Source organism: Sutterella sp., from assembly GCF_030539355.1.
In the GTDB taxonomy this organism is placed as follows: Bacteria; Pseudomonadota; Gammaproteobacteria; order Burkholderiales; family Burkholderiaceae_F; genus Sutterella.
Window position 1 is genome coordinate 62013 of record NZ_JAUNSF010000004.1, and the last position, 23330, is coordinate 85342.

General features: G+C 67.8%; 23 protein-coding genes. 17 read left to right on the forward strand and 6 right to left on the reverse strand.

All coding sequences use genetic code 11. The features are described from left to right. Window positions 1-21: 21 nt before the first annotated feature. The 7 genes from pth (at window position 22) to Q4F91_RS01820 (ending at window position 7916) form a co-directional block, all read left to right on the forward strand. The gene (pth, locus tag Q4F91_RS01790; RefSeq protein WP_303334053.1) at window positions 22-681 is read left to right on the forward strand and encodes an aminoacyl-tRNA hydrolase; all 660 of its coding nucleotides are present in this window, start codon (window positions 22-24) and stop codon (window positions 679-681) included. Next, on the forward strand, window positions 678-1172 hold the full coding sequence (locus Q4F91_RS01795; RefSeq protein ID WP_303334054.1) for a DUF523 domain-containing protein: 495 nt from the start codon (window positions 678-680) through the stop codon (window positions 1170-1172). The genes pth and Q4F91_RS01795 overlap by 4 nt, the downstream gene beginning before the upstream one ends. 82 nt (window positions 1173-1254) lie before the next feature. After that, window positions 1255-2349, forward strand: coding sequence for a redox-regulated ATPase YchF (ychF, locus tag Q4F91_RS01800; protein WP_303334055.1), 1095 nt, complete (start codon window positions 1255-1257; stop codon window positions 2347-2349). Between the two features lie 217 nt (window positions 2350-2566). After that, window positions 2567-2932 (forward strand): helix-turn-helix domain-containing protein, encoded by a 366-nt coding sequence (locus tag Q4F91_RS01805; RefSeq protein WP_303334056.1) that lies wholly within the window; start codon window positions 2567-2569, stop codon window positions 2930-2932. Window positions 2933-3088: 156 nt separating this feature from the next. Further along, complete coding sequence (ahpC, locus tag Q4F91_RS01810) at window positions 3089-3652, forward strand: alkyl hydroperoxide reductase subunit C (RefSeq protein WP_303334057.1); 564 nt, start codon at window positions 3089-3091, stop codon at window positions 3650-3652. A 168-nt stretch (window positions 3653-3820) separates the two neighbouring features. Continuing rightward, entirely contained in the window at window positions 3821-5377 is a 1557-nt protein-coding gene (gene ahpF / locus Q4F91_RS01815; RefSeq protein ID WP_303334058.1) for an alkyl hydroperoxide reductase subunit F, read from the forward strand. A gap of 214 nt (window positions 5378-5591) precedes the next feature. After that, window positions 5592-7916 (forward strand): hypothetical protein, encoded by a 2325-nt coding sequence (locus Q4F91_RS01820; RefSeq protein ID WP_303334059.1) that lies wholly within the window; start codon window positions 5592-5594, stop codon window positions 7914-7916. Here Q4F91_RS01820 and coaD read toward each other — a convergent pair. Beyond that, a complete protein-coding gene (gene coaD / locus Q4F91_RS01825) occupies window positions 7898-8401 on the reverse strand; it encodes a pantetheine-phosphate adenylyltransferase (protein ID WP_303334060.1) in 504 nt (167 codons plus the stop codon). The two genes, Q4F91_RS01820 and coaD, sit on opposite strands and share 19 nt — an antisense overlap. After that, window positions 8398-9039: an RsmD family RNA methyltransferase gene (locus tag Q4F91_RS01830; RefSeq protein ID WP_303334061.1), complete on the reverse strand. Its 642-nt coding sequence runs from the start codon at window positions 9037-9039 to the stop codon at window positions 8398-8400. Before Q4F91_RS01830 ends, coaD begins: the two co-directional genes overlap by 4 nt. Before the next feature lie 91 nt (window positions 9040-9130). Here Q4F91_RS01830 and ftsY point away from each other — a divergent pair, with 91 nt between their 5' ends. The 6 genes from ftsY (at window position 9131) to trmL (ending at window position 14774) form a co-directional block, all read left to right on the forward strand. Beyond that, window positions 9131-10078 (forward strand): signal recognition particle-docking protein FtsY, encoded by a 948-nt coding sequence (gene ftsY / locus Q4F91_RS01835; protein ID WP_303334062.1) that lies wholly within the window; start codon window positions 9131-9133, stop codon window positions 10076-10078. 31 nt (window positions 10079-10109) lie between these two features. Beyond that, window positions 10110-11582, forward strand: a complete 1473-nt coding sequence (locus Q4F91_RS01840) for a Ppx/GppA phosphatase family protein (protein WP_303334063.1) — start codon at window positions 10110-10112, stop codon at window positions 11580-11582. Window positions 11583-11589: 7 nt separating this feature from the next. Further along, on the forward strand, window positions 11590-12264 hold the full coding sequence (locus Q4F91_RS01845) for a cell division ATP-binding protein FtsE (RefSeq protein WP_303334064.1): 675 nt from the start codon (window positions 11590-11592) through the stop codon (window positions 12262-12264). Further along, a complete protein-coding gene (locus Q4F91_RS01850) occupies window positions 12261-13157 on the forward strand; it encodes an ABC transporter permease (protein WP_303334065.1) in 897 nt (298 codons plus the stop codon). Before Q4F91_RS01845 ends, Q4F91_RS01850 begins: the two co-directional genes overlap by 4 nt. A 101-nt stretch (window positions 13158-13258) precedes the next feature. After that, a complete protein-coding gene (gene rpoH / locus Q4F91_RS01855) occupies window positions 13259-14266 on the forward strand; it encodes an RNA polymerase sigma factor RpoH (protein ID WP_303334066.1) in 1008 nt (335 codons plus the stop codon). A gap of 37 nt (window positions 14267-14303) precedes the next feature. Continuing rightward, window positions 14304-14774, forward strand: a complete 471-nt coding sequence (gene trmL / locus Q4F91_RS01860; protein ID WP_303334067.1) for a tRNA (uridine(34)/cytosine(34)/5-carboxymethylaminomethyluridine(34)-2'-O)-methyltransferase TrmL — start codon at window positions 14304-14306, stop codon at window positions 14772-14774. Window positions 14775-14804: 30 nt separating this feature from the next. On the opposite strand, the gene Q4F91_RS01865 is transcribed toward trmL, so the two are convergent. The 3 genes from Q4F91_RS01865 to Q4F91_RS01875 form a co-directional block, all read right to left on the reverse strand. Then, on the reverse strand, window positions 14805-15476 hold the full coding sequence (locus tag Q4F91_RS01865; RefSeq protein WP_303334068.1) for a response regulator transcription factor: 672 nt from the start codon (window positions 15474-15476) through the stop codon (window positions 14805-14807). 241 nt (window positions 15477-15717) lie between these two features. Further along, a complete protein-coding gene (gene secB / locus Q4F91_RS01870) occupies window positions 15718-16236 on the reverse strand; it encodes a protein-export chaperone SecB (RefSeq protein WP_303334069.1) in 519 nt (172 codons plus the stop codon). A gap of 127 nt (window positions 16237-16363) precedes the next feature. Then, the gene (locus tag Q4F91_RS01875; protein WP_303334070.1) at window positions 16364-16768 is read right to left on the reverse strand and encodes a rhodanese-like domain-containing protein; all 405 of its coding nucleotides are present in this window, start codon (window positions 16766-16768) and stop codon (window positions 16364-16366) included. A gap of 145 nt (window positions 16769-16913) precedes the next feature. On the opposite strand from Q4F91_RS01875, the gene Q4F91_RS01880 reads away from it, so the two are divergent. The 3 genes from Q4F91_RS01880 (at window position 16914) to Q4F91_RS01890 (ending at window position 20621) form a co-directional block, all read left to right on the forward strand. Next, the gene (locus Q4F91_RS01880; RefSeq protein ID WP_303334071.1) at window positions 16914-18161 is read left to right on the forward strand and encodes a murein hydrolase activator EnvC; all 1248 of its coding nucleotides are present in this window, start codon (window positions 16914-16916) and stop codon (window positions 18159-18161) included. A 93-nt stretch (window positions 18162-18254) separates the two neighbouring features. Continuing rightward, window positions 18255-19766, forward strand: coding sequence for a S41 family peptidase (locus Q4F91_RS01885; protein WP_303334072.1), 1512 nt, complete (start codon window positions 18255-18257; stop codon window positions 19764-19766). Between the two features lie 84 nt (window positions 19767-19850). Continuing rightward, entirely contained in the window at window positions 19851-20621 is a 771-nt protein-coding gene (locus Q4F91_RS01890; RefSeq protein ID WP_303334076.1) for a HesA/MoeB/ThiF family protein, read from the forward strand. Window positions 20622-20803: 182 nt separating this feature from the next. Here Q4F91_RS01890 and Q4F91_RS01895 read toward each other — a convergent pair whose 3' ends face one another. Continuing rightward, window positions 20804-21634 (reverse strand): hypothetical protein, encoded by an 831-nt coding sequence (locus Q4F91_RS01895; protein ID WP_303334073.1) that lies wholly within the window; start codon window positions 21632-21634, stop codon window positions 20804-20806. Window positions 21635-21812: 178 nt separating this feature from the next. On the opposite strand from Q4F91_RS01895, the gene Q4F91_RS01900 reads away from it, so the two are divergent. Next, window positions 21813-23237, forward strand: coding sequence for an FAD-binding protein (locus tag Q4F91_RS01900; protein WP_303334074.1), 1425 nt, complete (start codon window positions 21813-21815; stop codon window positions 23235-23237). Window positions 23238-23330 lie beyond the last annotated feature (93 nt).

Below are 23330 nucleotides of genomic sequence, written 5' to 3' on the forward strand. Positions count from 1 at the left end.
TCTCAGGAGATTTGTCCCGAAATGGCTCAGCTCACACCCATCCGCCTCATCGCCGGCCTCGGCAACCCGGGCTCTGAATACGTCCGCACCCGCCACAACGCGGGCTTCCGCTTCGTCGACGCGCTCGCCGCGAAGACGGGCGGGCGCTTCCGCGAGGAAGGCAAGTTCAAGGGCGAGATCTGCCGCGTCCGGCTCGCGGGCGAGGAAGTCTGGCTCGTCAAGCCCCTCACCTTCATGAACTGCTCGGGCGAGTGCGTCGCCGCCGTGGCGGGGTACTACAAGATCAAGCCCGAGGAGGTCCTCGTCGTGCACGACGAGATGGACCTGCTCCCGGGCTGCATGCGCCTGAAGCTCGGCGGCGGCAACGCGGGCCACAACGGTCTCAAGTCCGTCAGCGCGCAGTTCGGCACGCCGAACTTCTGGCGCCTGCGCCTCGGCATCGGCCACCCGCGCACGCTCGGCCTCGCGCAGCAGGTCTTCGACTTCGTGCTCTCGTCGCCCAACGCCGAGCAGGACGCCGGCCTCACCGAGTGCATCGAGGCGGCGCTGCCGACCGCGGCCCTCTGGGCCGAGGGCGACATGACGAAGGCGCAGCGCGCCATCGCCGGGTACTCCGCCCCGAAGAAGCCCGAGGCGAAGGACGGCAAGGCCGCCGACAAGCCCGCGGCGAAGCTCGGATGACAAGGCCGGTTCCGGTCCTCGTGAGCCGCTGTCTCACGGGCGAGCCCTGCCGCTACGACGGGCGCGCGAAGCCCGCGGTCACCTCCCGCTTCCCCGCGGACCGGGTCCGGTGGATCACGGTCTGCCCGGAGAAGGACGGCGGTCTCCCCGTGCCCAGGCCGCCCTGCGAGATCGAGGCGGGGGCGACGGCGGCCGATGTGCTCGCCGGCCGCGCCCGGGTCCTCACCCGCGAGGGCCGCGAGGCGACCCGTGAGTACGTCCGCGGCGCGCTCCTCGCCTGCGAGGCGGCTCAAAGAGAGGGCGCGAAGCTCGCGCTGCTGAAAGCGAGGAGCCCCTCCTGCAGTCCCTGCGGGGTCTACGACGGCGGCTTCTCGGGAACGCTCACGCCGGGGCGCGGCATCGCCGCCGAGGCGCTTCACCGGGCGGGTCTCGGGCTCTTCAGCGAAGAAGAGCTCGGCGCGCTCGAAGACGCCCTGAACCATCTAAAATAGACAGTTTCGCGGTCCCAAAAATCGCGCGAACCTCGATTCCACAAACACCTTTCACTTCATCGCCAGCCAAAGAGAACACATCATGGGTCTGAAATGCGGCATCGTCGGCCTGCCCAACGTCGGCAAGTCCACCATCTTCAACGCGCTCACCAAGGCGGGCATCGCTGCGGAGAACTATCCCTTCTGCACGATCGAGCCGAACGTCGGCGTCGTTGAGGTGCCGGACGAGCGTCTCGCGAAGCTCGCCGAGATCGACCATCCGCAGCGCATCGTCCCGGCCGCCGTCGAGTTCGTCGACATCGCCGGTCTCGTGGCCGGCGCGAGCAAGGGCGAGGGCCTCGGCAACCAGTTCCTCGCGAACATCCGCGAGTGCGACGCCATCGCCCACATCGTCCGCTGCTTCGACGACGACAACATCGTCCACGTCGCCGGCGAGGTGAATCCGTTGAATGACATCGAGGTCATCAACACCGAGCTCGCGCTCGCCGACCTCGCCGCCGTCGAGAAGGCGATGAACCGCTACTCCAAGCAGGCCCGCTCGGGCGGCGACAAGGAAGCCCTCAAGCTCGTCCTCGTGCTCGAGAAGCTCCTGCCCGTGCTCAACGAAGGCCGTCCGGCCCGTTCCGTTCCCCTCACCGACGAGGAGAAGGTCGTCATCCGCCAGCTTTTCCTGCTCACGATGAAGCCCACGATGTACGTCGCCAACGTCGAGGATCACGGCTTCGAGAACAATCCCCTCCTTGACGCGGTGCGCTCCTATGCCGCGGGCGAGCACGCCCCGGTGGTCGCCGTCTGCGCGAAGACCGAGGCCGACATCGCCGACCTCGACGACGCCGACAAGGAGATGTTCCTCGAGGACATGGGCATGCACGAGCCGGGCCTCAATCGCGTGATACGCGCGGCCTACGACCTCCTCGGCCTGCAGACCTACTTCACCGCGGGCGAGAAGGAAGTCCGCGCCTGGACGATCCACAAGGGCGACACCGCGCCGCAGGCCGCCGGCGTGATCCACACCGACTTTGAGCGCGGCTTCATCCGCGCCCAGACGATCGCCTATGAGGACTACATCGCCTACAAGGGCGAGAAGGGCGCCCAGGAGGCGGGCAAGATGCGCGCCGAGGGCAAGGACTACATCGTCAAGGACGGCGATGTGATGAACTTCCTCTTCAACGTCTAAGCAGCCGCCCTTCACGGCTCCTTCCCGAACGGCTCCCGACACACAAGCGGGAGCCGTTTTTCATTTCGGGACATCCTCGGGCCGCGCCCTCTTTCTGCGGCCCGGGCGGCCTCGCTTATACTTTTAAAAGCGCCCCGGGTTCCTTGCGCGCCGCTGCGCGGCGAGCCTGTCTCCCTCGGAGCCCTTCAGATCCCTTCCCCGACTCCAGCCCCAAGCAATGGCAACGACTTCCACCAAGAAGCGCCAGGAAATCGGCGCCCGACTGCGCGCGGAACGCGAGCGGCTCGGCTACGCGCCCATTCAGATCGCCCAGCTCCTGGGCGTTCCGCTCGAGGCCTATGAACGCTTCGAGACAGGCGAGGCCGACCCGGGCGTCTGGCGCCTGCCGCGCCTGCAGGCCTGCGGCTTTGACGTGCTCTACATCCTCACGACCGAGCGCCACATCGTCATCGCCGAGGAGAACGAGCTCCTCACCCGCTTCCGCGAGCTCTCCCAGAGGGGGCGCGCGTCGATCTTCACCACGCTCGACGCGCTCGAGCGCCTCGCCCCGAACATCCGCAAGCAGTTCGACCGTCTGCGCTGACCACCCGCCCCGGCGGTCGGAAACTGTCCGTTTCGCCCTGACAATAGTTTTTACTTTTCGACATTGACAGGTCGATAAATTATTGCTACAGTGCGCACATCAGATGAATCCATTCGGGAACGCCCCGCGCTCCCGCTTTTACTGCAAGGAAAGCACATGTCTCTTCTTACGACCGAAATCCTCCCCTTTGAGACCGAGGCCTACCACCAGGGCGCCTTCAAGAAGGTCACCGACGCCGATCTCAAGGGCCACTGGTCCGTCGTCTTCTTCTATCCGGCCGACTTCACGTTCGTCTGCCCGACGGAGCTTGAGGACCTCGCCGAGCACTACGAGGAGTTCAAGAAGCTTGGCGTCGAGATCTACTCCGTCTCGACCGACACGCACTTCACCCACAAGGCCTGGCACGAGTCGTCCGAGGCCGTGGGCAAGGTCCAGTTCCCGATGCTCGGCGACAAGGCCGGCGTCCTCGCCCGCAACTTCGACGTCATGATCGAGAAGGACGGCCTCGCCGAGCGCGGCACGTTCGTGATCAACCCCGCCGGCAAGATCGTTGTCATGGAGCACCATGACGGCGGCATCGGCCGCGACGCCGCTGAGCTCCTGCGCAAGGTCGAGGCCGCCCAGTACGTCGAGGCCAACCCCGGCCAGGTCTGCCCGGCCAAGTGGCGTCCCGGCAAGGAAACGCTCGTGCCGTCCTTCGACCTCGTCGGCAAGATCTGATATCCGGACACTTCCGCCCCCTTTCCGGGCGCTCCTCCCACAGGAACTTCTCCGCGGAGAATCGGAGCGCCCCGCGCGGGCGGGAACGTTTGAATGAGATCCCGGGCCGCGGCAACGCCGCGGCCTTTTTTGTGCAGTGCTCCCCGCAGGCACGGACAGGAAAAACACATGCTTGATGCAGCCACCCTCCAGCAGGTCAAGAGCTACCTCGACCGCCTCATCGAACCGATCACCCTCACCATGGCGCCCGACGGCTCCAACGAGTCGGGCCAGATCACCTCGCTCCTGAAGGACATCGCCTCCGTCTCGGGCAAGGTCTCGCTCGCCACCGAGGACGCCGCGGCGCAGGTCCGCCGCCCGAGCTTCACCGTGAGCCGCACGGGCCAGAAGATGGGCGTGCGCTTCGCCGCGCTCCCGATGGGCCATGAGTTCTCGTCCTTCATCCTCGCGATGCTCCAGGCGAGCGGCTACCCGGCCAAGGAGGAGGCTGACCTCCTCGAGCGCGTGCGCGGCCTCGACGGCGACTTCCGCTTCGAGGTCTACATGTCGCTCTCCTGCCATAACTGCCCGGACGTGGTCCAGGCCCTCAACCTGATGGCGATCCTCAATCCGCGCGTGAGCGTGGACGTGATCGACGGCGCGCTCTTCCCCGCGGAGGTGAAGGAGCGCCGCATCATGGCCGTCCCGACGGTGTACCTGAACGGCGAGCCCTTCTTCTCGGGCCGTCATGAGCTCGGCGAGATCGTCGCCAAGCTCGACGCCGACTTCGTGAAGGCCCAGGCCGCGAAGCTCTCGAAGAAGGCCCCCTTTGACGTCCTCGTCATCGGTGCGGGCCCCGCGGGCGCCACCGCCGCCATCTACACGGCCCGCAAGGGCCTGCGCACCGGCATCGTCTGCGAGCGCCCGGGCGGCCAGGTGAACGAAACGAGCTCGATCGAGAACTTCACGTCGATCCTCCTCACCGACGGCGTCGCCCTCGGCAACCGCTTCATGGAGCACGTCAACCACTACGGCGTCGACGTGATGGCGCTCGAGCGCGTCGTGAAGCTCGAGAAGTCCGGCGACTTCTGGGAGGCCGAGCTCTCGAGCGGCGCCCGTCTGCAGACGAAGGCCGTCATCGTGTGCTCGGGCGCGCGCTGGCGTGCGCTCGGCGTGCCCGGCGAGAAGGAATACCAGGGCCACGGCGTGGCCTACTGCCCGCACTGCGACGGCCCGCTCTTCAAGGGCAAGGACGTGGTGGTCGTGGGCGGCGGCAACTCCGGCGTCGAGGCGGCGATCGACCTCGCGGCCCTCTGCCGCAGCGTCACGCTGCTGCAGCGCGGCGGGAAGCTCACCGCCGACGAAGTGCTCGTCAAAAAGCTCGAGAGCACCTCGAACGCCCGCATCGTCTACAACCTCGACGTCGAGCGCCTCGAGGGCGACGGCTCGATGCTCACGGGCGTCACGTACCGCGAGCGCGCCACGGGCGAACTCAAGACCGTCAGCGCCGCGGGCTGCTTCGTGCAGATCGGCCTCGTGCCCAACACGGACTTCCTCAAGGGCACCGTCGAGCTCACGAAGTGGGGCGAGATCGTCACCGACGCCCACGGCGCGGCCTCCGCGTCCGGCATCTTCGCGGGCGGCGACTGCACCACCTCCCCCTACAAGCAGGTCGTCATAGCGCTCGGCGGCGGCGCCACCGCCGCGCTCGGCGCCTTCGACTGGCTGATCCGTCAGGAAGCCTGATTCATCTGCGCGCTTTCCCCTGACAGCGGGCAGGCCGCGGGACCCTCAACGGGTTTCGCGGCCTGTTTCGTTTTTTCGCCGCCGTGCGGGACGGCACCGCCCCGCCGATGTGGCAATATCAGCGCCACTGACAACCACCTTTTTCCAACAGGACTGACCAAGGGTGCCCGCAATAACAAATCAGAATCCGGTCGCCCGGGGGACCAATCACGCCATGCGTTACCTCCGCACCGTCATCGCTCTTCTTCTCTTCGTCGCGCTCATCGCGCTCGCGCTGGTCGCGGCGCTCTCCTTCTGGATCACGCCCGAGCGCGTCACCTCGCGCCTCGAGGCCGCGCTCGAGACCCACCTCGGCATGCGCGCCGAGCTCTCCGGCCCCGTCTCCGTGAAGCGCCTCCCGACGCTCGAGATCACCCTCCCGAAGGGCACTCTCGTGCGCACGGACAATCTGTCGCAGGTCGGCAGCTTCTCGACGGCGATCCTCAGCCTCAAGCCCTGGGCCATCTTCGCCGAGTCGCCCCGCGTCGACCACGTGCTCATCGACGGCCTGATGCTCAGCATCCCTGCCGCGCAGACCGCGCCGGCACCGGCTCCCGCGGCCGAGGCACCGGCCGTGACGGCCGCCCTGCCCGCGCCCGAGGCCGCTCAGGAAGCTCCTGCCGCCGCTGCGGATGCCGCCGCCCCGGCCGAGACCGAGGCCGCGCCCGCGGAGGAAAAACCCGCCGCAGCCCCCGCGAAGAATCAGGAAAGCACCCGCCAGACCTTCTGGAACATCGCCCTCGCCGAACTGAGGAACACCTCGCTCACGTTCGAGCCGGGCGTCTTCGGTCCGGCCGCCGTCGAGCTCACCGGCACCGAACTGCGCCTCGAGGACATGAGCGAGACGGGCGGCGTCGTCCGCCTCGCGGGGAACCTGAAGAGCGCCGAGGCCACCGGCGCCGTCACCTTCGCCGGCCGCATCAGCTTCGCGCCCGGCGCGGGCGACCTCGTCTCCCGCATGACGCTCGCGAGCGCCTCCGCGGCGCTCGACGGCCTCTGGCGCTCGAAGAGCGTGCACGCCGACGCCTCCGCCCAGAGCCTCGCGCCGCGCGCGGGCGGCTGGACGATCACAGGCGCGCGCGTGAAGGCCGACTTCGCCAGCGGCCTCTCCCTCACTGTCTCGGGCGATGAGGCGGACCTCACCGCGCTCGGCCTCACCTCCGACCGCCTCGCCTCGTCGCTCACGGCGCCGCTCGGCGCCGCGAAGGTCTCGCTTGACGGCTCGGCGCGCGTCGCCGCCTCGTTCGAGCCCGCGGCGCTCACGCTCGACACGATCGACGTGACGAGCCGCATCCTTCAGGAAGGCCGCGGCGAGCTCCCCGCCAGTCCGAATCCGGGCCGCATCACCGGCCAGGTGAACTGGGCCGCGGACGGCGCCTCATCGGCGGATCTGCAGGGCACGCTCTTCGAGACGCAGGTGCGCGTCAAGGTCTCCTCGCCGGCCTCGGCCGCCGCTCGTCCCGCCTTCACGGGCGAGATCCAGATCGGCCGCATGCCCCCGAGGATCCTCTCCGAGCTCTCCTCGTTCAGGGACTGGCTCGGCCTCGCGGACTTCACGGGCCGCATCTCCGTCGAGGGCATCGGCCCCGACTCGGGGCTCTCCGGCCTCGCGGCCGACGCCGTGCTCGCCTCGGGCGCCGCGAGCCTCTCGAACGGCACCGCCCGCTGGATGGGCGGCGACGCTGACTTCGCCGGCATCCTCGCCGCCGACGGCAGCTGGAACGTGAGCCTGCGCGTGCGCAACGCCGACGCGACCCGCATCCCGGGTCCCGTTGTCCGTCCGCCGCTCCTCACGGGCGTGCTCTCGGGTTCGATCGATCTCGCGGGCAGCCTCGGCTCGAAGGACACCGCCGCCGGAGTCACCTCCGCGGACGGACAGTTCGAAATCACCGAGGGCCGCTTCACGGGCCTTGACGTCACGAGCGCGCACACCATCCTCGTCGACACGACGCCCGAGGCGACGCCTCCGGCCGTGACCGCCGCCGACGCCAGCACGGCCTACGGCAGAATCGCCTTCAGGACGGGCCTTGCCGAAGGCGGTCTCGCGATCCTCGACGGCTCGGCCGAGGGCGAGCGCTGGAGCGCGACCTTCTCGGGAACGGCCGCCGCGGGCTTCCCCGTGCTTGACGTGAAGTTCCTCTTCCCGGCCGAGGGCAAGATCCCCGAGCTCCCGCTCGCCGCGCGCCTCTCGCTCTCGCAGAAGGCGGGCGAGAGGGCCCCGGCCTGGGCGCTGGACTGGAAGTCTGCCGCCGCGATCGTTGACGCGGCCCGCTCGGGCGAGCCCTTCTCGCTCGACCGCGCGATGCGCCGCGCCGAGCGTGCGATCCGCGACTTCTGGGAAGGCCTCGAGCTCCCCGAGCTGAAGCTCCCGGAGATCAAGATCCCGGACCTGCCGGATCTGCCCGGCTGGCACCTCCCGAAGATGCCGTGGGCCGATGACGAGGAGCCCGGGACGACGCCCGAGACTCCCCGGCCCGTGAATCAGCAGCCCGCGGTCTGATTGGCGCGCTGCGCGGCGCGCTCAAGCACCGGCCAGATGCGCGGATCGACGAAGCGGCGGGCCTCCTCGCCCCCGAGGCGTGCGATCTCGCGCACGAAGGTGCCGCTCACGAACTGGTACTGGTCGGCGGGCGTGAGGAACACCGTGTCCACGTCGGGCATGAGCTGACGGTTCATGCCCGCCATCTGGAACTCGTACTCGAAGTCGCTCACGGCGCGTGCGCCGCGCACGATCACATGAACGCCGTGCTCGGCGACGAACTGCTTCAGGAGCCCCGTGACGGGCTCGACCGAGACGTTCGGGAAGTCCGCGCAGACCACCCTCGCGCACTCGACGCGCTCGTCGAGCGTGAGGAGCGGGGACTTGCCCGCGCTCACGGCGACGCCCACAAGCACGTGGCTGAAGATCCTCGAGGCGCGGCGCACCAGATCCTGGTGCCCGCAGGTGAGCGGATCAAATGTTCCGGGATATACGGCGACGGTCATTCCTCGGCCTCCTTCGTGTTCTTCCGTTCCTTCTGCTTCCCGCGCCTCTTCGCGGGCTTCGGTTCGCGCGCGAGCGCGGCGAGCGGGCTCGTGCGCCTCGCGAGGAGCTCGAAGCTCACCGCGCCGGCGGACCCTGCGCGCAGTCTCACGAGCCCGAGCTCACTGAGGACTTCCTCCCCCGTCTCCCCGCCCGGGCGCTCCACGTAGAGCACCCCGTCGGGGGCGAGCTTTCCGAGGGCCGCCCTCACCGCGCGCTCCTGAAGATCGAGCGCGAAGGGCGGATCGATGAAGATCAGATCCCACGTGCGGTCCGGGCCGTGCTCGAGGTAGACAAAGGCGTCCGAGACATGCACCTCGGCCGCGGCTCCGAGCTTCTTCACGACACCCTCGATCGCCGCGGCCTGCCTGCGGTCGCGCTCGACCGCGTCGAGCGACGCCGCCCCGCGCGAGAGCGCCTCGAGCCCGAGCGCTCCGGATCCCGCGAACAGGTCAAGAACGCTGCTCCCCTCGAGTGTCCCGAGAAGATGGCCTATCCAGTCAAAGACCGTCTCGCGCACGCGTTCCGGCGTCGGGCGCAGCCCGGCGAGGTCCGCCACGGCAAGCGGCGTCCTGCGCCAGATGCCGCCCACGATGCGCACGACGCCTTCGCGGCGCGCCGTGCTGCACGTTAAACTTGACGGGCTTGAGCCTGTGCGCTCTTTCCTGAAACTTTTCATCGATTCAATCAGTATGGGATTTGGTTCATCCGAGGGCTGGCTTTCTCGGCTTAAAAACGGTCTCTCGCGCACCCGCGTCAACATCGTCGGCCTCTTCTCGGGCGGCATCGTCGACGAGGATTTTCTCGAGGAACTTGAATTTGCCCTGATCACCGCCGATGTCGGCGTGGAGACTTCCTCGCGTATCTTAGAGCGGCTTCGCGACGTCATTAAGCTCAAGGGTCTCAAAACCCAGGATGAGGTGAGGCTCGCGCTGCGCGACGAGCTCGAACGGATCCTCAAGCCCGCCGAGGGCTCGATTGACCTCGACCGCGCCAAGCCCCTCGTCATCATGATGTGCGGCGTCAACGGCGCCGGAAAGACCACTTCCATCGGCAAGCTCGCGCGCCGTCTCGCCGACGGCAACCGCAGCGTCCTCCTCGCGGCGGGCGACACCTTCCGCGCGGCCGCCCGCGAGCAGCTCGCCGTCTGGGGCGAGCGCAACCGCGTCGAGGTGATCTCGCAGACGGGCGGCGACCCCGCGGCCGTGGTCTTCGACGCCGTGAGCGCGGGCCGTGCCCGCGGCATGGACGTCGTCATCGCCGACACGGCGGGGCGCCTCCCCACGCAGACCAATCTGATGGAGGAGCTCGGACGCATCCGCCGCTCCCAGGAAAAGGCCATGGCCGACGCCCCGCACGAGGTGATCCTCGTCGTGGACGGCACGAACGGACAGAATGCACTCCAGCAGGTCAGGGCCTTCGACGCCTTCGCCCATCTCACGGGCCTCATCGTCACGAAGCTTGACGGCACGGCCAAGGGCGGCGTTCTCGCCGCCATCACCGCCATGCGCGGCGACAGGCCGCTGCCGATCTACTTCATCGGCGTCGGCGAGAAGATCGAGGACCTGCAGCCCTTCAACGCCCACGACTTCGCCAACGCGCTCGTGGGGATAGAACCCGAGACCGAGGACGGCCGCTGACCGCCCCAGACTGAATCTGAGAGGACCCATCATGTTACTTGGCGCCGTTGACCTCGGCAGCAACAGCTTCCGCGTTGAAATCGGCCGTCTTGAAGGCGACCGCATCGTCACCCAGAGCTACTGGAAGGAGACGGTGCGTCTCGCCGGCGGCTTTGACAAGAACGGCGCGCTCACGCCGGAGATCCAGGCCCGCGCGCTCGCCGCGCTCTCGCGCTTCAACGAGCGTCTCGCCGACCTCCCCGCGGAGCGCGTGCGCGCCGTGGCCACCCAGGCGATGCGCATCGCCACGAACTCGGCGGAGTTCCTGCCGAAGGCCGAGGCCGCGCTCGGCTACCCGATCGACATCCTCTCGGGCCACGAGGAGGCCCGCCTCGTCTTCAAGGGCTGCGCCCAGACGCTGCCGCCCTCCTCGAAGCGCCGTCTCGTCGTCGACATCGGCGGCGCGAGCACGGAGGTGATCATCGGCACGGGCCTCGACGCCCAGCGCTATGAAAGCTTCCGCATCGGCTGCGTGAACACCTCGATCCGCTTCTTCGAGGACGGCCGCATCACCCCGAAGGCCCTCGAGCGCGCCATCACGGCCTGCTCGGCCGAGCTCGAGGAAAGCATCACCGCCTTCGGCAAGGGCAACTACGACGAGGCCTTCGGCAGCGCCGGCACCTTCGGCGCGGTGAGCGACATCGTCCGCGCGCTCGGCTGGGGCGAGGGCGAGGTGACGCCCGAGCATCTCGAGCGCCTGCGCAAGATGCTCCTCGACGCCAAGGACATCAAGAACATCAACTTCCTCGGCCTCAAGGAGGACCGCCGCGAGGTGATCGCGGGCGGCCTCGCCGTGCTCTCCGCTGTCTACCGCGTGCTCGGCGTCGAGTCGATGCGCCCGGCCTCGGGCGCGCTGCGCGTGGGCCTGCTCTACGACCTCCTCGGCCGCGTCTCGAACCGCGACACCCGCGACGTCACGATCGACTCCGTGATGGAGGCGACGCGCCTCGACCGCGAGCAGGCCGGCCGCGTCGCGAAGCTCACCGAGAAGATCTACGCGGCCGTCAACCCCGACGCCGTCGCCGAGGATCCCGAGAAGCTCAAGTACCTCGGCTGGGCCGCCCTCGTGCACGAGGCCGGCATGGCGATCTCCTCGTCGCGCTACCACCGTCACGGCCAGTACATCCTGATGAACGCCGACATGCCGGGCTTCAGCCGCCGCGAGCAGGACACGATGGCCGCGCTCGTGCTCTCGCAGCGCGGAACGCTGAAGAAGATGGAGCCCTATCTCGGCACCCTCGTCTCGCCCGAGGCCGTGCTCTCGATTCGCCTCGCGGTGATCTTCGCCCACGCCCGCCACGACATCGCCTTCCCGGTGATGGACGTGCAGCGGATCCCCGGCGGCATCCGCATCCGCATCGAGGAGGGGTGGCTCGCGAAGCACCCGCTCACGGCTTATCTGCTGCGCGAGGAAACCGACTTGTGGAGCAAGATCGGGAAGACCGTGCTGATCGAGAAGTTCTGACACCCCGATGGCTGATACGGCCCTTCTTGAACTCAGGCTCGCAAGCGTGATCCTCGACGGCGCGGCCGCCGTGGACCGCGTCTCGCTCTCCGTCGGACGCGGGGAGTTCGTCGTGCTGCGCGGTCCCACGGGCAGCGGCAAGAGCACCGTGCTCAAGCTCCTCGCCGGGCTCGTGCAGCCCACCGCGGGCGAGGTGATCGTCGCGGGCGACCGCGTCGACGCCTTCAACGAGATGGAGCGCCGCTGGCTGCGCCGCTCCATGGGCCTGATGATGCAGGAGGGACGGCTCCTCGAGGACCGCACGATTCACGAGAACGTGATGCTCCCGGCGCTCGCCGCCGAGGAGTCCTATGCGGAGGCGCGCCGCCGGGCGCTCCTCGCGCTCGAGAAGTGCGGCATCGCGGACCTCGCGCCGGCGCTCCCCGGGCGGCTCTCCGCGGGCGAGCGGCAGCTCGCGCTACTCGCGCGCGCCGTCGTCAACCGCCCCGTCGTCATCCTCGCCGACGAGCCGGTGGCGCACCTTGACGAGGCCAACGCCGGGGCGCTTCTCGCCCTGCTCTCGGCCTTCGCCCGCGCCGGCGTCACCGTCGTGGCCGCGAGCCACAAGGCGCTCCCCGTCACGGACGTTCCGATGCGCGAGATCATCCTGCGCGCCCCGGGGGCGACGGAGGTGTTCCGATGAGCATCCTCACAAGCCGCCGCTGGGCCTTCGAGGAGACCTTCCGGGGCCTGCGCCGCGAAGGCAGCCGCAACATGGTGGCGCTCTTCCTCGCCGCGCTCGCGCTCTCCATTCCGCTCTTCATCGCGCTCGTGATCTTCGGCCTCGCCGAGCCGCTCACGAGCCTGCCCACGTCGGTCGAGCTCACGGTCTTCACGAAGGAGAAGACCGACATGACGAAGCTCGCCCGCGAGGTCGAGGCCATGCCCTGGGTCGCCTCGACGCAGATCATTCCGCGCGACGAGGCCCTGAAGGACCTGAATGAGAAGCTCGGGCTCCCGGCCGCGAAGGACGGCAGCAATCCGCTTCCCGACATCCTCGTCGTGACGCTCTCGACCGACGCCGCCTCCGCGCAGATCCACGCCACCGCGAAGCGCATCGAGGCGCTCGACACGGTGGACTTCGTCCCCTTCGAGGCCTCCTGGCACGAGAAGCTGCAGCACGTCTCGCGCACCGCGTGGACGGGGCTCGCCTGCCTCGGCGCCCTCACCGCGATGCTCGTCATCCTCGTGCTCGACACGGCGATCCGCATGACGACAATCACGGCGAGAAGCGAGATGCGCACCCTCTACCTCTTCGGCGCCTCGCCCTCCTTTGCGATCCGCCCCTATGCGTGGCGCGGGTTCCTGCTGATGGCGGCCGCGGCCGCGCTGGCGCTTGGCATCGCCTGGTGCGCCATCCTCATCCTCGAGCCGTCATTGAACGAGACGGCGGCGCTCTACGAGACCTCCGTCACCATTGCGCTCCCGCCGCCCGCCTGGTGCGCGGGCTTCATCGGCGCGAGCGCCTTCGTGGGCAGCCTCATCGCGGCCGTCGCCGCCTCGAGCGCCTGGCGGAGCATCCGCCGGGAGCGCTGACAGACTCTGTCACGGCTTTAACGCGTCCCGGGACGTGCGCGCGCCCCGGAAGTGCTATTTTTGTCTGTCTGACATACCAAAAAAACAAGACTAGAACACCCATGAAGCGAAGCAAGGCAGCGCCGGAGGACATCATCGAGGACGAGATCATCGACCTCGAGAGCGATGACGCCCCGGGCTCCGCCGAATACCTCCCCGCCGTCCGGCCGGCCTCGGATATCGTTCCGTACAAGCCCGCCGGCCTTCCCGTGCCCGTGGGCGGGCTCGGGGATCTCGACGCGTACCTGCGCGCGGCGGAGAGCGCGCCGCTCCTCACGGCCGAGGAGGAGCGCGAGCTCGCCATCGACCTGCGCGACCACAACGACGTCGCCGCGGCGCAGAAGCTCGTGCTCTCGCACCTGAGGCTCGTCATCTCGATCGCGAGGAACTTCCTCGGCTACGGTCTCCCCTACGCGGACCTCATCCAGGAAGGCAACATCGGCCTCATGAAGGCCATCCGCCGCTACGACCCCGACCGCGGGGCGAGGCTCATGACCTTCGCGCAGCACTGGATCCGCTCCGAGATCCAGGAGTACATCATCCGCAACTGGCGCATCGTCAAGCTCGCCACGACCAAGAACCAGCGCAAGCTCTTCTTCAACCTCCGCCAGATGAAGGAGGACACGCAGGCCGCCCTCACCAACGAGGAGGCCGAGCGCATCGCGCTCACGCTCGACGTGAAGCCGAAGGAAGTCCTCGACATGGAGGAGCGCATGTACGGCCAGGAGACGAGCATCGACGCCCCGGCCGACGCCGATGACGAGGAGAGCTTCGCGCCGTCGGACTGGCTCACGCGCCCGGGCGACGAGCCCGAGGCGATGCTCGAGCAGGAGGACCGCGAGCGCCTCGAGGGCGAGGGGCTCGCCCGCGCCATCGCCTCGCTCGACCCGAGAAGCCGCCGCGTGATCGAGGCGCGCTACCTCACCACGGACGCCGACGGGAACCCCAAGCCCGTGACGCTGCAGACGCTCGCCGCCGAGTTCGGCATCTCCGCCGAGCGCGTCCGCCAGATCGAGAAGCTCGCCCTCAAGAAGATGCGCGGCGAGCTCGCCGGCGAGGATCCGTTCTGATCCTTCCCATCAGCCAGATTTTTCCCCGAAGACAGCAATGTTCAACGTCGTCCTCGTTCACCCCGAGATTCCGCCCAACACGGGCAACGTGATCCGTCTGTGCGCCAACACGGGCTGCGCGCTCCATCTGGTGCGCCCGCTCGGCTTCTCGCTCGAGGACAAGCACATGAAGCGCGCCGGGCTCGACTACTGGGAGTACGCGACGCTCAAGGTGCACGACTCCTTCGAGGCGCTGCTCGAGAGCGAGCGTCCCGACCGCACGCGCATGTTCGCGATGACCACGAAGGGCGCGTCGATCTTCTCGACGATGAAGTTTCAGGAAGGCGACTGGTTCGTCTTCGGCGCCGAAGGCTCGGGGCTCCCCGATGAGATCCGGGCGATGTTCCCCGACGGGCAGCGCATCCGTCTGCCGATGCGCCCGGACAACCGCTCGCTCAACCTCTCGAACGCCGTCGCGGTGACGGTGTTCGAAGGCTGGCGGCAGCTGGGATACGCGGGCGGCGTCTGACTTCAGCCGCCCGGTGCATCAAGAAACTTCTCAGAGTTCCTTGTCGATCTTGTGCTCGATCGCGTAGATCGCGGCCTGCACGCGCGAGGTGAGGTTGAGCTTCCTCAGGATGCTCTGCACGTGCACCTTCACCGTGGACTCGGCCAAGTTGAGCGCACGGGCGATCTCCTTGTTCGAGACGCCGCGCGAGAGCCAGGCGAGCGTCTGGCGCTCGCGCTTCGTGAGGACGTTCGGATCCTGTCCGCCCTGGGCGCCGGCGCCGGGGCCCTTGGGAGAGCCCTCGGGATCGGCGAGCTTGTTGACGAACTTCGTCATCATCTGCGGGGAGATGACGCTCTCGCCGTTGTAGGCCGTGCGGATCGCGCGGAGCAGGAACTCCTGGTCGATCTTCTTCAGGAGGTAGCCGCGCGCGCCGAGCTTGAGGCATTCGCCGAGGGTCTCGCAGTCCTCGCTCACGGTGAGCATCAGCACGGCGAGGTTCGGGTGCGTCTCGCGGATCTGCTCGAGGGCCTCGCGGCCGTTCATGCTCGGCATGTCAACGTCAAGCAGCACCACGTCGGCCTCGACCTGCTCAACGAGCTTGACGCCCTCGAGGCCGTCGCTCGCCTCGCCCACGACTTCGAAGTCAGGCTGGCGCTGCAGGAGCGCCTTTACGCCGCTGCGAAAGAGGGTGTGGTCGTCAATGAGCAGTATGCGGATCATTTTCTGTGTTTCCTGTTGACCGCCTCCTTTGTGAGGAAGCAGTACTCCGACTATCGCATCCATTTTACAGACGCCCGGAGAGGTTACATCTCCGCCGAAGGGCGGGGGCTTTCCTCTCCCATCGGGCACATGGGGGATGCCTAGAAATGAGGAAGGCCGGCGGGCCGCGGCTCCTCCGAAAGGAGGAGATGCGGCGCACTGCCGGCCCTCAGGGAACGTCGGGGAGCGGTTCCTGCTGGTATCAGTTCTGGGCGGCCTGGTTCTTGGCGGCCTCGGCCTGAGCCTGGGCGAGACGCTGCTGATACAGCACCTCGAAGTTCACCTCGGGCAGATGCACCGGCGGAACGTTCGCGCGGGTCATCAGGTCGGCGAGGTTGGCGCGGAGGTACGGATAGACCATCGACGGGCAGAGCACGTTGGTGATGTGCTGGAGCGCCTCGGCGGGGATGCCGCGGATGGCGAAGAGACCCGACTGGCGGCCCTCGACGAGGATGATCACGCGCTCACCGGTCTTGACGGTGATCGTGCCGCGGACGGTGATGTCCCAGAGGTCGGCCTGGAGGGCGCGCTGGCTCACCTCGAACTGGATGTCAACCTGCGGAGCGGTCTGCTGCGGCTCCATCAGGATTTCCGGAGCGTTCGGCATCTCGACGGAGACATCCTTCAGGTAGCAGCGCTGGAGCTGGAAAACCGGCTGCTCTTCCTGAGCGGGCTGCTGCTGGGCGTCAGCGGGGTTCTGGGCGTTTTCGTTTTCGGCCATTTGTTTACCTTTCGGCGTAGTGTGCCGGGCCCGCGCGGACCCGGTCGTGAAATGAATTTCCGGAGAAGTGCGCCTCCGCGCGGGGAGCCGCCGGACACGCCTTTCTCTCTATATGGGGGCGATGGGCTCAGTATTCAAGGGGGAGCTTGTCGCGCATCCAGCCGACGAGGCCGTTCTCGAGCACGAAGACCTTCGGGTAGCCGATGCCGCGGAGCAGCTTCGAGGCACCCGCGGCCATGTTGCCGGAGTTGTCGACGACGAGAACCGTGCGCTCCTTCGGGATCTCGGCGAGGCGGCCCTGGATCTCCGTGGCGGGGATGTTGACGGAGCCGACGATGCGGACCTTCTTGAAGTCGGACTGGGAGCGGACGTCCACCACCAGGGCGTCCTGCTTGTTGATGAGCTGAACGGCCTGCTCGGGCGTGACCATCGGGCCGTAGCGGCGACGGTTGAAGAGCGGCAAGGCGAGCGATCCGGCGCTGATGACCGCGATCAGAATGAGAAGAGCGTTCTGGACAAGAAACTGAGACATGACAGGGAGGTCTGGACAAGCGGCGAAATTGCCGCAAAGAGTACGATTATAGGTGCGCACGCATGCCCGGGGCCCGAGGGCGTGCTAGTTTTCCGCTTGTTCCACGGCGGGCTCCCGCCCGCTCCTCCCCACCTTTTCGCCCGAAGTGAAGTTTTCCATCCTCCGCGCAGGCGCCGCCGCGGCCGCGCTTGCCCTGACGCTTGCCTCCGCTCCCGCCCCGGCGCCCGCCGCGCCCTCGGGGTCGGACGCGACCGCGCGCCAGAAGGAGCGTGCGGAGAGCCAGAAGGCGAGCGTCGAGAAGCGCCTCTCCGACATGCAGAAGCAGCTCTCGGCGCGCGAGGCCGAGAGCGAGGCCGCCAACAGCGCGCTCAAGAAGGCCGACCAGGCGATCAGCGAGGCGAACAAGAAGCTGCGCACGCTCAAAAGCGAGCGCGAGAAGGTCGAGGAGCGCCTGAAGGAACTCCGCGGCGACAGCCGCGAGGTCGGCAGGAGCCTCTCGGGCGCCGAGGCGCTCCTCTCGCAGATCGTCCGCGCGCAGTACCTGCACGCGCAGCGCCACACCTGGCAGTCGCTCATCGAGGGCGGCAACCCCAACGAGCTCGCCCGCACCTCGGCCGCCCTCGGCTACCTCTCGGTCGCGCAGGTACGCGCCGCCGACGCGCTCGAGGCCGAGCAGAACCGCATCGACACGGTCTCGCAGGAGACGCGCGCGAGGCGCGCGGAGCTCTCGAAGATCGCCGCCGAGGAGGAGAAGAACCGCCGCGAGCTCCTGAGCGAGAAGCGCGACCGTCAGGAGGCCGTGAAAAAGCTCTCCCGCGACATCGCCACGCAGCAGGCCGCGATCGAGAAGCTCCAGAAGGACCAGGCGCGCCTCGAGAACCTCGTCTCCGAAATCGACTCGCGGCTCGAGAAGGAGCGCGCCGCCGAGGAAGCCGAGCGCAGGCGCGAGGCCGAGCGCCGGAAGGCCGACGCCAAGCCCGTGGCGCCCTTGCCGGCCGGCAACTTCGCGCAGCTCCGCGGCCGCCTCGTGCGCCCCGTCAAGGGCACCGTGGCCGCCCGCTACGGCACCCGCCGCACGGGCTCGGCCCTCTGGCAGGGCATCCTCTTCCGCGCCCCCGAGGGCGCCGACGTCTCGGCCTGCGCGGCCGGGCGCGTGGTGTTCTCCGACTGGCTGCGCGGCTACGGCAACCTCCTCATCATTGACCACGGCGGCACCTACATGTCCGTCTACGCGAACAACGAGTCGGTGCTGAAGAACGTCGGCGACCGCGTCCGCGCGGGCGAGACGGTGGCCACCGTGGGCAGCTCCGGCGCGAGCGACGAGCCGGGCCTCTACTTTGAAATCCGTTACAAGGGCAAGCCCGTGAACCCTCAGCCGTGGCTGAGCAAATAGGCGAAAATACGATGCCGTCCCCCGCCCCCAGGGCACGGACAGGACGCGCCGGACACGGCCTCCTTCAAGAACATATTCAAAACCACAAACGCGATGAAACTCCGTCTCCTCTCCCTATTCGTCGCCGGCGCCTGCGCCGGCATGCTCGCGACGACGGGCTTCCAGGCCTTCGCCGGAAAAACCGCCGACGAAGGACTGCCGCTTCAGGAGATCCGGCAGTTCACGAGCGTCTTCAACGCCGTCAAGGACTACTACGTTGACGAGATCTCCGACCGCGAGCTCCTCGAGCTTGCCGTCGAGGGCATGGTGAGCGGCCTTGACCCGCACTCGAACTTCCTTGACTCCAAGGGCTTCAAGGACATGAACGAGGCGACGCACGGCGCCTTCGGCGGCCTCGGCATCGAGGTGACGAAGGACACCGCGGGCGTGCGCGTGATCTCCCCGATCGATGACACGCCGGCCGCGCGCGCCGGCATTCGCGCGGGCGACATCATCACGAAGATCGACGGTGAGGCGACCGCGAACCTCTCGCTCAACGAGGCCGTCAAGCGCATGCGCGGCGAGCCGAAGACGAAGATCCGTCTCGAGATCGCGCGCAAGGGCGAGATGACGCCCCTGCAGATGACGCTCGAGCGCGCCATGATCAAGACGCAGTCGGTGCGCATGAAGGAGCTCGCCGACGGCATCGGCTACGTGCGCATCTCGCAGTTCCAGGAGCGCACGGCCGAGGACCTCGCCCGCACGATCAACAAGCTCGAGAAGAACGGCCACCTCAAGGGCCTCGTCCTTGACCTGCGCAACGACCCGGGCGGGCTGCTCCAGGCCGCGATCGGCGTCGCGGCGATCTTCCTGCCGCCCAACTCCGACATCGTCTCGACGAAGGGGCGCGCGGCGCAGTCCGACTATTCTTTCAAGGCGATCGAGAGCGACTACCGCTCGGGCGACGCCGTGAAGGCGATCGCCGACCTCACGCCGAAGGCGAAGAGCGTCCCGGTGGTCGTGCTGATCAACTCCTCCTCCGCGTCCGCCTCCGAGATCGTCGCGGGCGCGCTGCAGGACCACAAGCGCGCGACCCTCATGGGCGACCGCTCCTTCGGCAAGGGCTCCGTGCAGACGATCCTGCCGATGACCTACGGCGACAAGGCCGTGGGCGTGAAGCTCACGACCGCGCGCTACTACACCCCGTCGGGCCGCTCGATCCAGGCCCGCGGCATCGAGCCCGACATCTACGTCGACGACACGCCGAAGGGCAACTACCCGACCTTCCAGGTCCGCGAGGCCGACCTCGCCCACCATCTCGTCAACCAGGACGACGAGGACGGAGAGGAGAAGGAGGACGAAACCCTGCCCTACGACGACAACGACTCCGTGAAGTCGCCCGACTGGAGCTTCCAGTTCGGCGACGACAAGGACTGGCAGCTCCAGCAGGCCGTCGCCAAGCTCAAGGGCGGCAAGGTCGAGGAGTCGAAGTACCGCGGCAAGCCCATCAAGGTCGTGCGCGAGATGCGCGCCGCCGAGAAGGCGAAGGCCGAGGCCGAGGCGAAGAAGGACGCCAAGCCCGAGGCGAAGACCGACGCCAAGACCGAGAAGCCCGCGGCGAAGTAAGCCTTCCCCAGGACTGATCAGACGGCCCGCAGCCCTCTCCGGAGGGCACGGGCCGTTCGCATGCAAAGGATTCGAAAAATGCAGATGAATGATTCCGAGCGCTTCGAGCGCCTCACCGAGCGCCTCTCGCGCCAGATGAAGATCGCCGAGCTCGGCCCCGAGGGCCAGCGCCGCATCGTCGCGGCGAAGTTCCTCGTGATCGGCGCGGGCGGCCTCGGCTCCCCGGCGCTGCTCGCCCTCGCGGCGGGCGGTGCCTCGCACATCACGATCGTGGACCACGACGAGGTGTCGGAAAGCAACCTCTCGCGCCAGTTCCTGCACGACGCCGCCTCCATCGGCCGCAACAAGGCCGAGAACGCTGCTGAAGAGCTGCTGCGCTGGAACCCTGTGCTCGACGCCCGTGCGGTCTCCTGCCGCATGGAGGGCGAAGCCGATCTCGCCCCGCTCGTTCGCGAGGCCAACATCGTGCTCGACTGCTCGGACAACCTCGCCACGCGCCAGCTCGTCAACCGCGTCTGCCGCGCCGAGCGCCGTCCGCTCGTCTTCGCCGCGGCCGTGCGCATGAACGCGCAGATCACCGTCTTCGACTTCCGCGACCCGGACTCGGCCTGCTACCGCTGCCTCTTCGAGGAGGACGACGCGGAGAACGACGAGAAGGCGAGCGCCTTCGGCGTCTTCACGGCGCTCACCGGCACCGTCGGCATGCTGCAGGCCTGCGAGGCGATGAAGCTCGCCGCGGGCTTCGGCCGCCCCCTCACGGGCAGGCTCCTGATGGTGGACCTCCTCAACATGGAGATGCGCGAGATGCGCTACCGCCGCCGCGCGTCCTGCCCCTGCTGCGGGAGCGGCCGCTGAGAACCGGCGCAGACGGATAGCACAAGGCCCCGGAGGCTTGAGGAAGCCTTGCGGGGCCTTTCTGTCACTGCGGACGGGCCTGCAGGCCCGGATCCGCAGAGGCCTCTTCCGGAAAAGAGGACTTGAGCCCGGCAGGTCCCAGAAGGACCAGTTGCGGGAACACGTTCATTATGCGCCGGGGGTCAGGTGAGCAGCTCTCGCCAGTCCTCCGGGCGGGGCTTCGCGCAGATCGGCTCCTCGTTGTTTCTCATCCAGCGCCAGGTGTCGTCGAGCGCCCTGGCCTGCAGTATCAGCGCGGCGCCCTCCGTGACGAGGCTCCCGTCCTCCCGGAGCTCCGCGAAGGCGCGCCGGATCTGCGAGAGGCTCACGACGATCACCCGCATGATCTGGGTCTGCGGCAGGATCGCCGGGTAGCGGAGCCATTCCGTGCCGTCCTCGTGCACGAGCCGCCCGTAGGCGAGTCCCCAGGAGATGAAGTAGAGCTTGAGGCGCTCCATCACCGGCAGCACGGCGATCGAGCCGAGCCCCATGCGGTCGGACTGGATGCAGCACTCGCACTGCACCTCAACGAGCTCGCGCAGCTCCAGGTCCTCGCGCATCAGCTCCTTGATGCGGCGGTTGGGGAGCGACACCGCCTTCACGGGCGAGACGGCGAAATAGCGGCCGTTGCCCGGGCGCTCGCTGAAGAACGTGTGGTTGCCCGCGCAGACGCGGTGCGGGATGGCGAGCGCCATGCCCTGCTTCTGCTGGTTGTAGAGGCTCCCGAACGTGCGGCCCGCGACGCCCTCGGTGATCACCGTGAGGATGTTGAGCGGCATCCCGGCCGGATAGATGTATTCGCCGGGCTCGAACTCCCTCCTGATGCCCTCCCTCATCACGATCTCCTCGAGCCGCGGCGGCACGGGCGGCGCGATCCAGGGCACGAGCGGCTCGTCGGCGCCGTAGGGAAGCGTCCATGCGCGCGCTCTGGGCCTGCGCACGACCTCAAGCCACTGCGGAGGATATGGAGTCATCGGCTTCTCCTCGTGAGGGATGTCGAAAATTTCAATTTTAACAAAGACTTCGCGCGCCGTCCCTCTCATTTGACACGGGTCTCGGATGAGTGGGACGGGGGCACTTTCGCTCGGGCAGGATGAAGGAAAGACGCGGCCCACCGACCTGAAGGCCGCGCATCCAAAAGGAGAAAACCCTATGAAATCCGTCAAGCTGCTCGCCGTTGCCGTAAGCCTTGCCTTCACGCTCCCCGCCTGGGCCGACAAGGTCTATGACGTTGATCTCGCCATCGCCGGCGGCGGCGCCGGCGGTCTCGTGGCCGGCGTGGCCGCCGTCGAAGGCGGCCTCAAGACCGTGATCCTCGAGAAGAACGCCTACACGGGCGGCGCGGGCCTCTTCATGGAAGGCACGTTCGCCGTCGAGAGCTTCCTGCAGAAGAAAGCCGGCGTGAAGTACACGCCCATCGAGGCCTTCAACAAGATGGCCTACTACCATCACTGGCGCATCAACGCCCCGCTCGTGAAGAAGTTCATCGACACGAGCGCCGAGACGATCCAGTGGGTGCAGGACCACGGCGTGCCCTGGAAGGAAGTGAAGACCGCCCGCCGCAACAACCCGATCCTGATGTGGCATATCTACCCGAAGGCCGGCGCGCTCCCCGAGAAGATGACCGAGCTCTTCAAGAAGCAGGGCGGCGAGCTCCTCCTCTCCACGCCCGCCGAGAAGCTTCTCTATGAGAACGGCAAGGTCGTCGGCATCGTCGGCACGGCGAAGAACGGCGAGAAGGTCACCGTCCGCGCGAAGAACGTCATCCTCGCCACGGGCGGCTACAACTTCAACACCGAGATGGTGCGCGAGTACTCCGGCGTCGAGATGACCGCCGTGGGCGCCCCGGGCCGCACGGGCGACGGCATCCGCATGGCCTTCGAGGTCGGCGCGGTCGGCGACAACATCGGCCCGATGCAGGCCAACGGCGCCTTCATGCCCGCCGAGGGCGAGGCGATCTGCAACGGCCCGAACCGCGAGCTGCGCGCCATGTTCCGCCAGGGCCTGCTCTACGTGGACGGCAACGGCACGCGCTTCTTCAACGAGGAAATGACGGCCGACTGGCCGATGGCCTCGAACGCCATCATGCGCAACGGCACCTGGGCCTACATCGTCTTCGACCAGGCCACCGTCGAGGAGTTCTCCACGAAGGGCAAGGGCTACCCGAATCCGTGCGGCAACTGGATCCAGCGCCATCAGGCCGCGACGCAGTTGGAGGAGCTCATCGCCGCCAACGAGAAGAAGGGCAACGTCTTCATCGGCCAGACGATCGAGGAAGTCGCGAAGAAGGCCGGCATGGATCCCGCCACGCTCAAGGCCACCTGCGAGCAGATGACGAAGTTCGCGCGCCAGGGCCGCGACGACCAGTTCGGCAAGGATCCGTACTACCTGCGTGAAGTGAGCAAGGGCCCGTTCTACATCGTCCGCGGCAAGCTCGACACGCCGACGAGCCTCAACGGCGTTCGCGTGACCTCCGACCTCGAGGTCGTCGACAAGAACAACCACGTCATCCCGGGCCTCTACGCCATCGGTCATGACGCGGGCGGCGTGTACCTGACTTTGGGAAACTTGGACTAGAAAAAAAGGCACCATCCCGCGTCAGTGTTGGGATGGCGCCTTCCTGTCTTTGACAGCTTAAAGTCGAAAAAATTCTTATAGATCAGGTCGTTA

Bases quoted from the DNA above. Each gene is read 5' to 3' on its own strand.
- Q4F91_RS01890 (WP_303334076.1), top strand. From the start codon at position 19,851: ATGAATGATTCCGAGCGCTTCGAGCGCCTCACCGAGCGCCTCTCGCGC.
- Q4F91_RS01805 (WP_303334056.1), top strand. From the start codon at position 2,567: ATGGCAACGACTTCCACCAAGAAGCGCCAGGAAATCGGCGCCCGACTG.
- ftsY (WP_303334062.1), top strand. From the start codon at position 9,131: ATGGGATTTGGTTCATCCGAGGGCTGGCTTTCTCGGCTTAAAAACGGT.
- Q4F91_RS01895 (WP_303334073.1), bottom strand. From the start codon at position 21,634: ATGACTCCATATCCTCCGCAGTGGCTTGAGGTCGTGCGCAGGCCCAGA.
- Q4F91_RS01900 (WP_303334074.1), top strand. From the start codon at position 21,813: ATGAAATCCGTCAAGCTGCTCGCCGTTGCCGTAAGCCTTGCCTTCACG.
- Q4F91_RS01885 (WP_303334072.1), top strand. From the start codon at position 18,255: ATGAAACTCCGTCTCCTCTCCCTATTCGTCGCCGGCGCCTGCGCCGGC.
- ahpF (WP_303334058.1), top strand. From the start codon at position 3,821: ATGCTTGATGCAGCCACCCTCCAGCAGGTCAAGAGCTACCTCGACCGC.
- ychF (WP_303334055.1), top strand. From the start codon at position 1,255: ATGGGTCTGAAATGCGGCATCGTCGGCCTGCCCAACGTCGGCAAGTCC.
- Q4F91_RS01820 (WP_303334059.1), top strand. From the start codon at position 5,592: ATGCGTTACCTCCGCACCGTCATCGCTCTTCTTCTCTTCGTCGCGCTC.
- Q4F91_RS01865 (WP_303334068.1), bottom strand. From the start codon at position 15,476: ATGATCCGCATACTGCTCATTGACGACCACACCCTCTTTCGCAGCGGC.
- rpoH (WP_303334066.1), top strand. From the start codon at position 13,259: ATGAAGCGAAGCAAGGCAGCGCCGGAGGACATCATCGAGGACGAGATC.
- ahpC (WP_303334057.1), top strand. From the start codon at position 3,089: ATGTCTCTTCTTACGACCGAAATCCTCCCCTTTGAGACCGAGGCCTAC.
- coaD (WP_303334060.1), bottom strand. From the start codon at position 8,401: ATGACCGTCGCCGTATATCCCGGAACATTTGATCCGCTCACCTGCGGG.
- secB (WP_303334069.1), bottom strand. From the start codon at position 16,236: ATGGCCGAAAACGAAAACGCCCAGAACCCCGCTGACGCCCAGCAGCAG.
- Q4F91_RS01845 (WP_303334064.1), top strand. From the start codon at position 11,590: ATGGCTGATACGGCCCTTCTTGAACTCAGGCTCGCAAGCGTGATCCTC.
- Q4F91_RS01850 (WP_303334065.1), top strand. From the start codon at position 12,261: ATGAGCATCCTCACAAGCCGCCGCTGGGCCTTCGAGGAGACCTTCCGG.
- Q4F91_RS01840 (WP_303334063.1), top strand. From the start codon at position 10,110: ATGTTACTTGGCGCCGTTGACCTCGGCAGCAACAGCTTCCGCGTTGAA.
- trmL (WP_303334067.1), top strand. From the start codon at position 14,304: ATGTTCAACGTCGTCCTCGTTCACCCCGAGATTCCGCCCAACACGGGC.
- Q4F91_RS01795 (WP_303334054.1), top strand. From the start codon at position 678: ATGACAAGGCCGGTTCCGGTCCTCGTGAGCCGCTGTCTCACGGGCGAG.
- Q4F91_RS01875 (WP_303334070.1), bottom strand. From the start codon at position 16,768: ATGTCTCAGTTTCTTGTCCAGAACGCTCTTCTCATTCTGATCGCGGTC.
- pth (WP_303334053.1), top strand. From the start codon at position 22: ATGGCTCAGCTCACACCCATCCGCCTCATCGCCGGCCTCGGCAACCCG.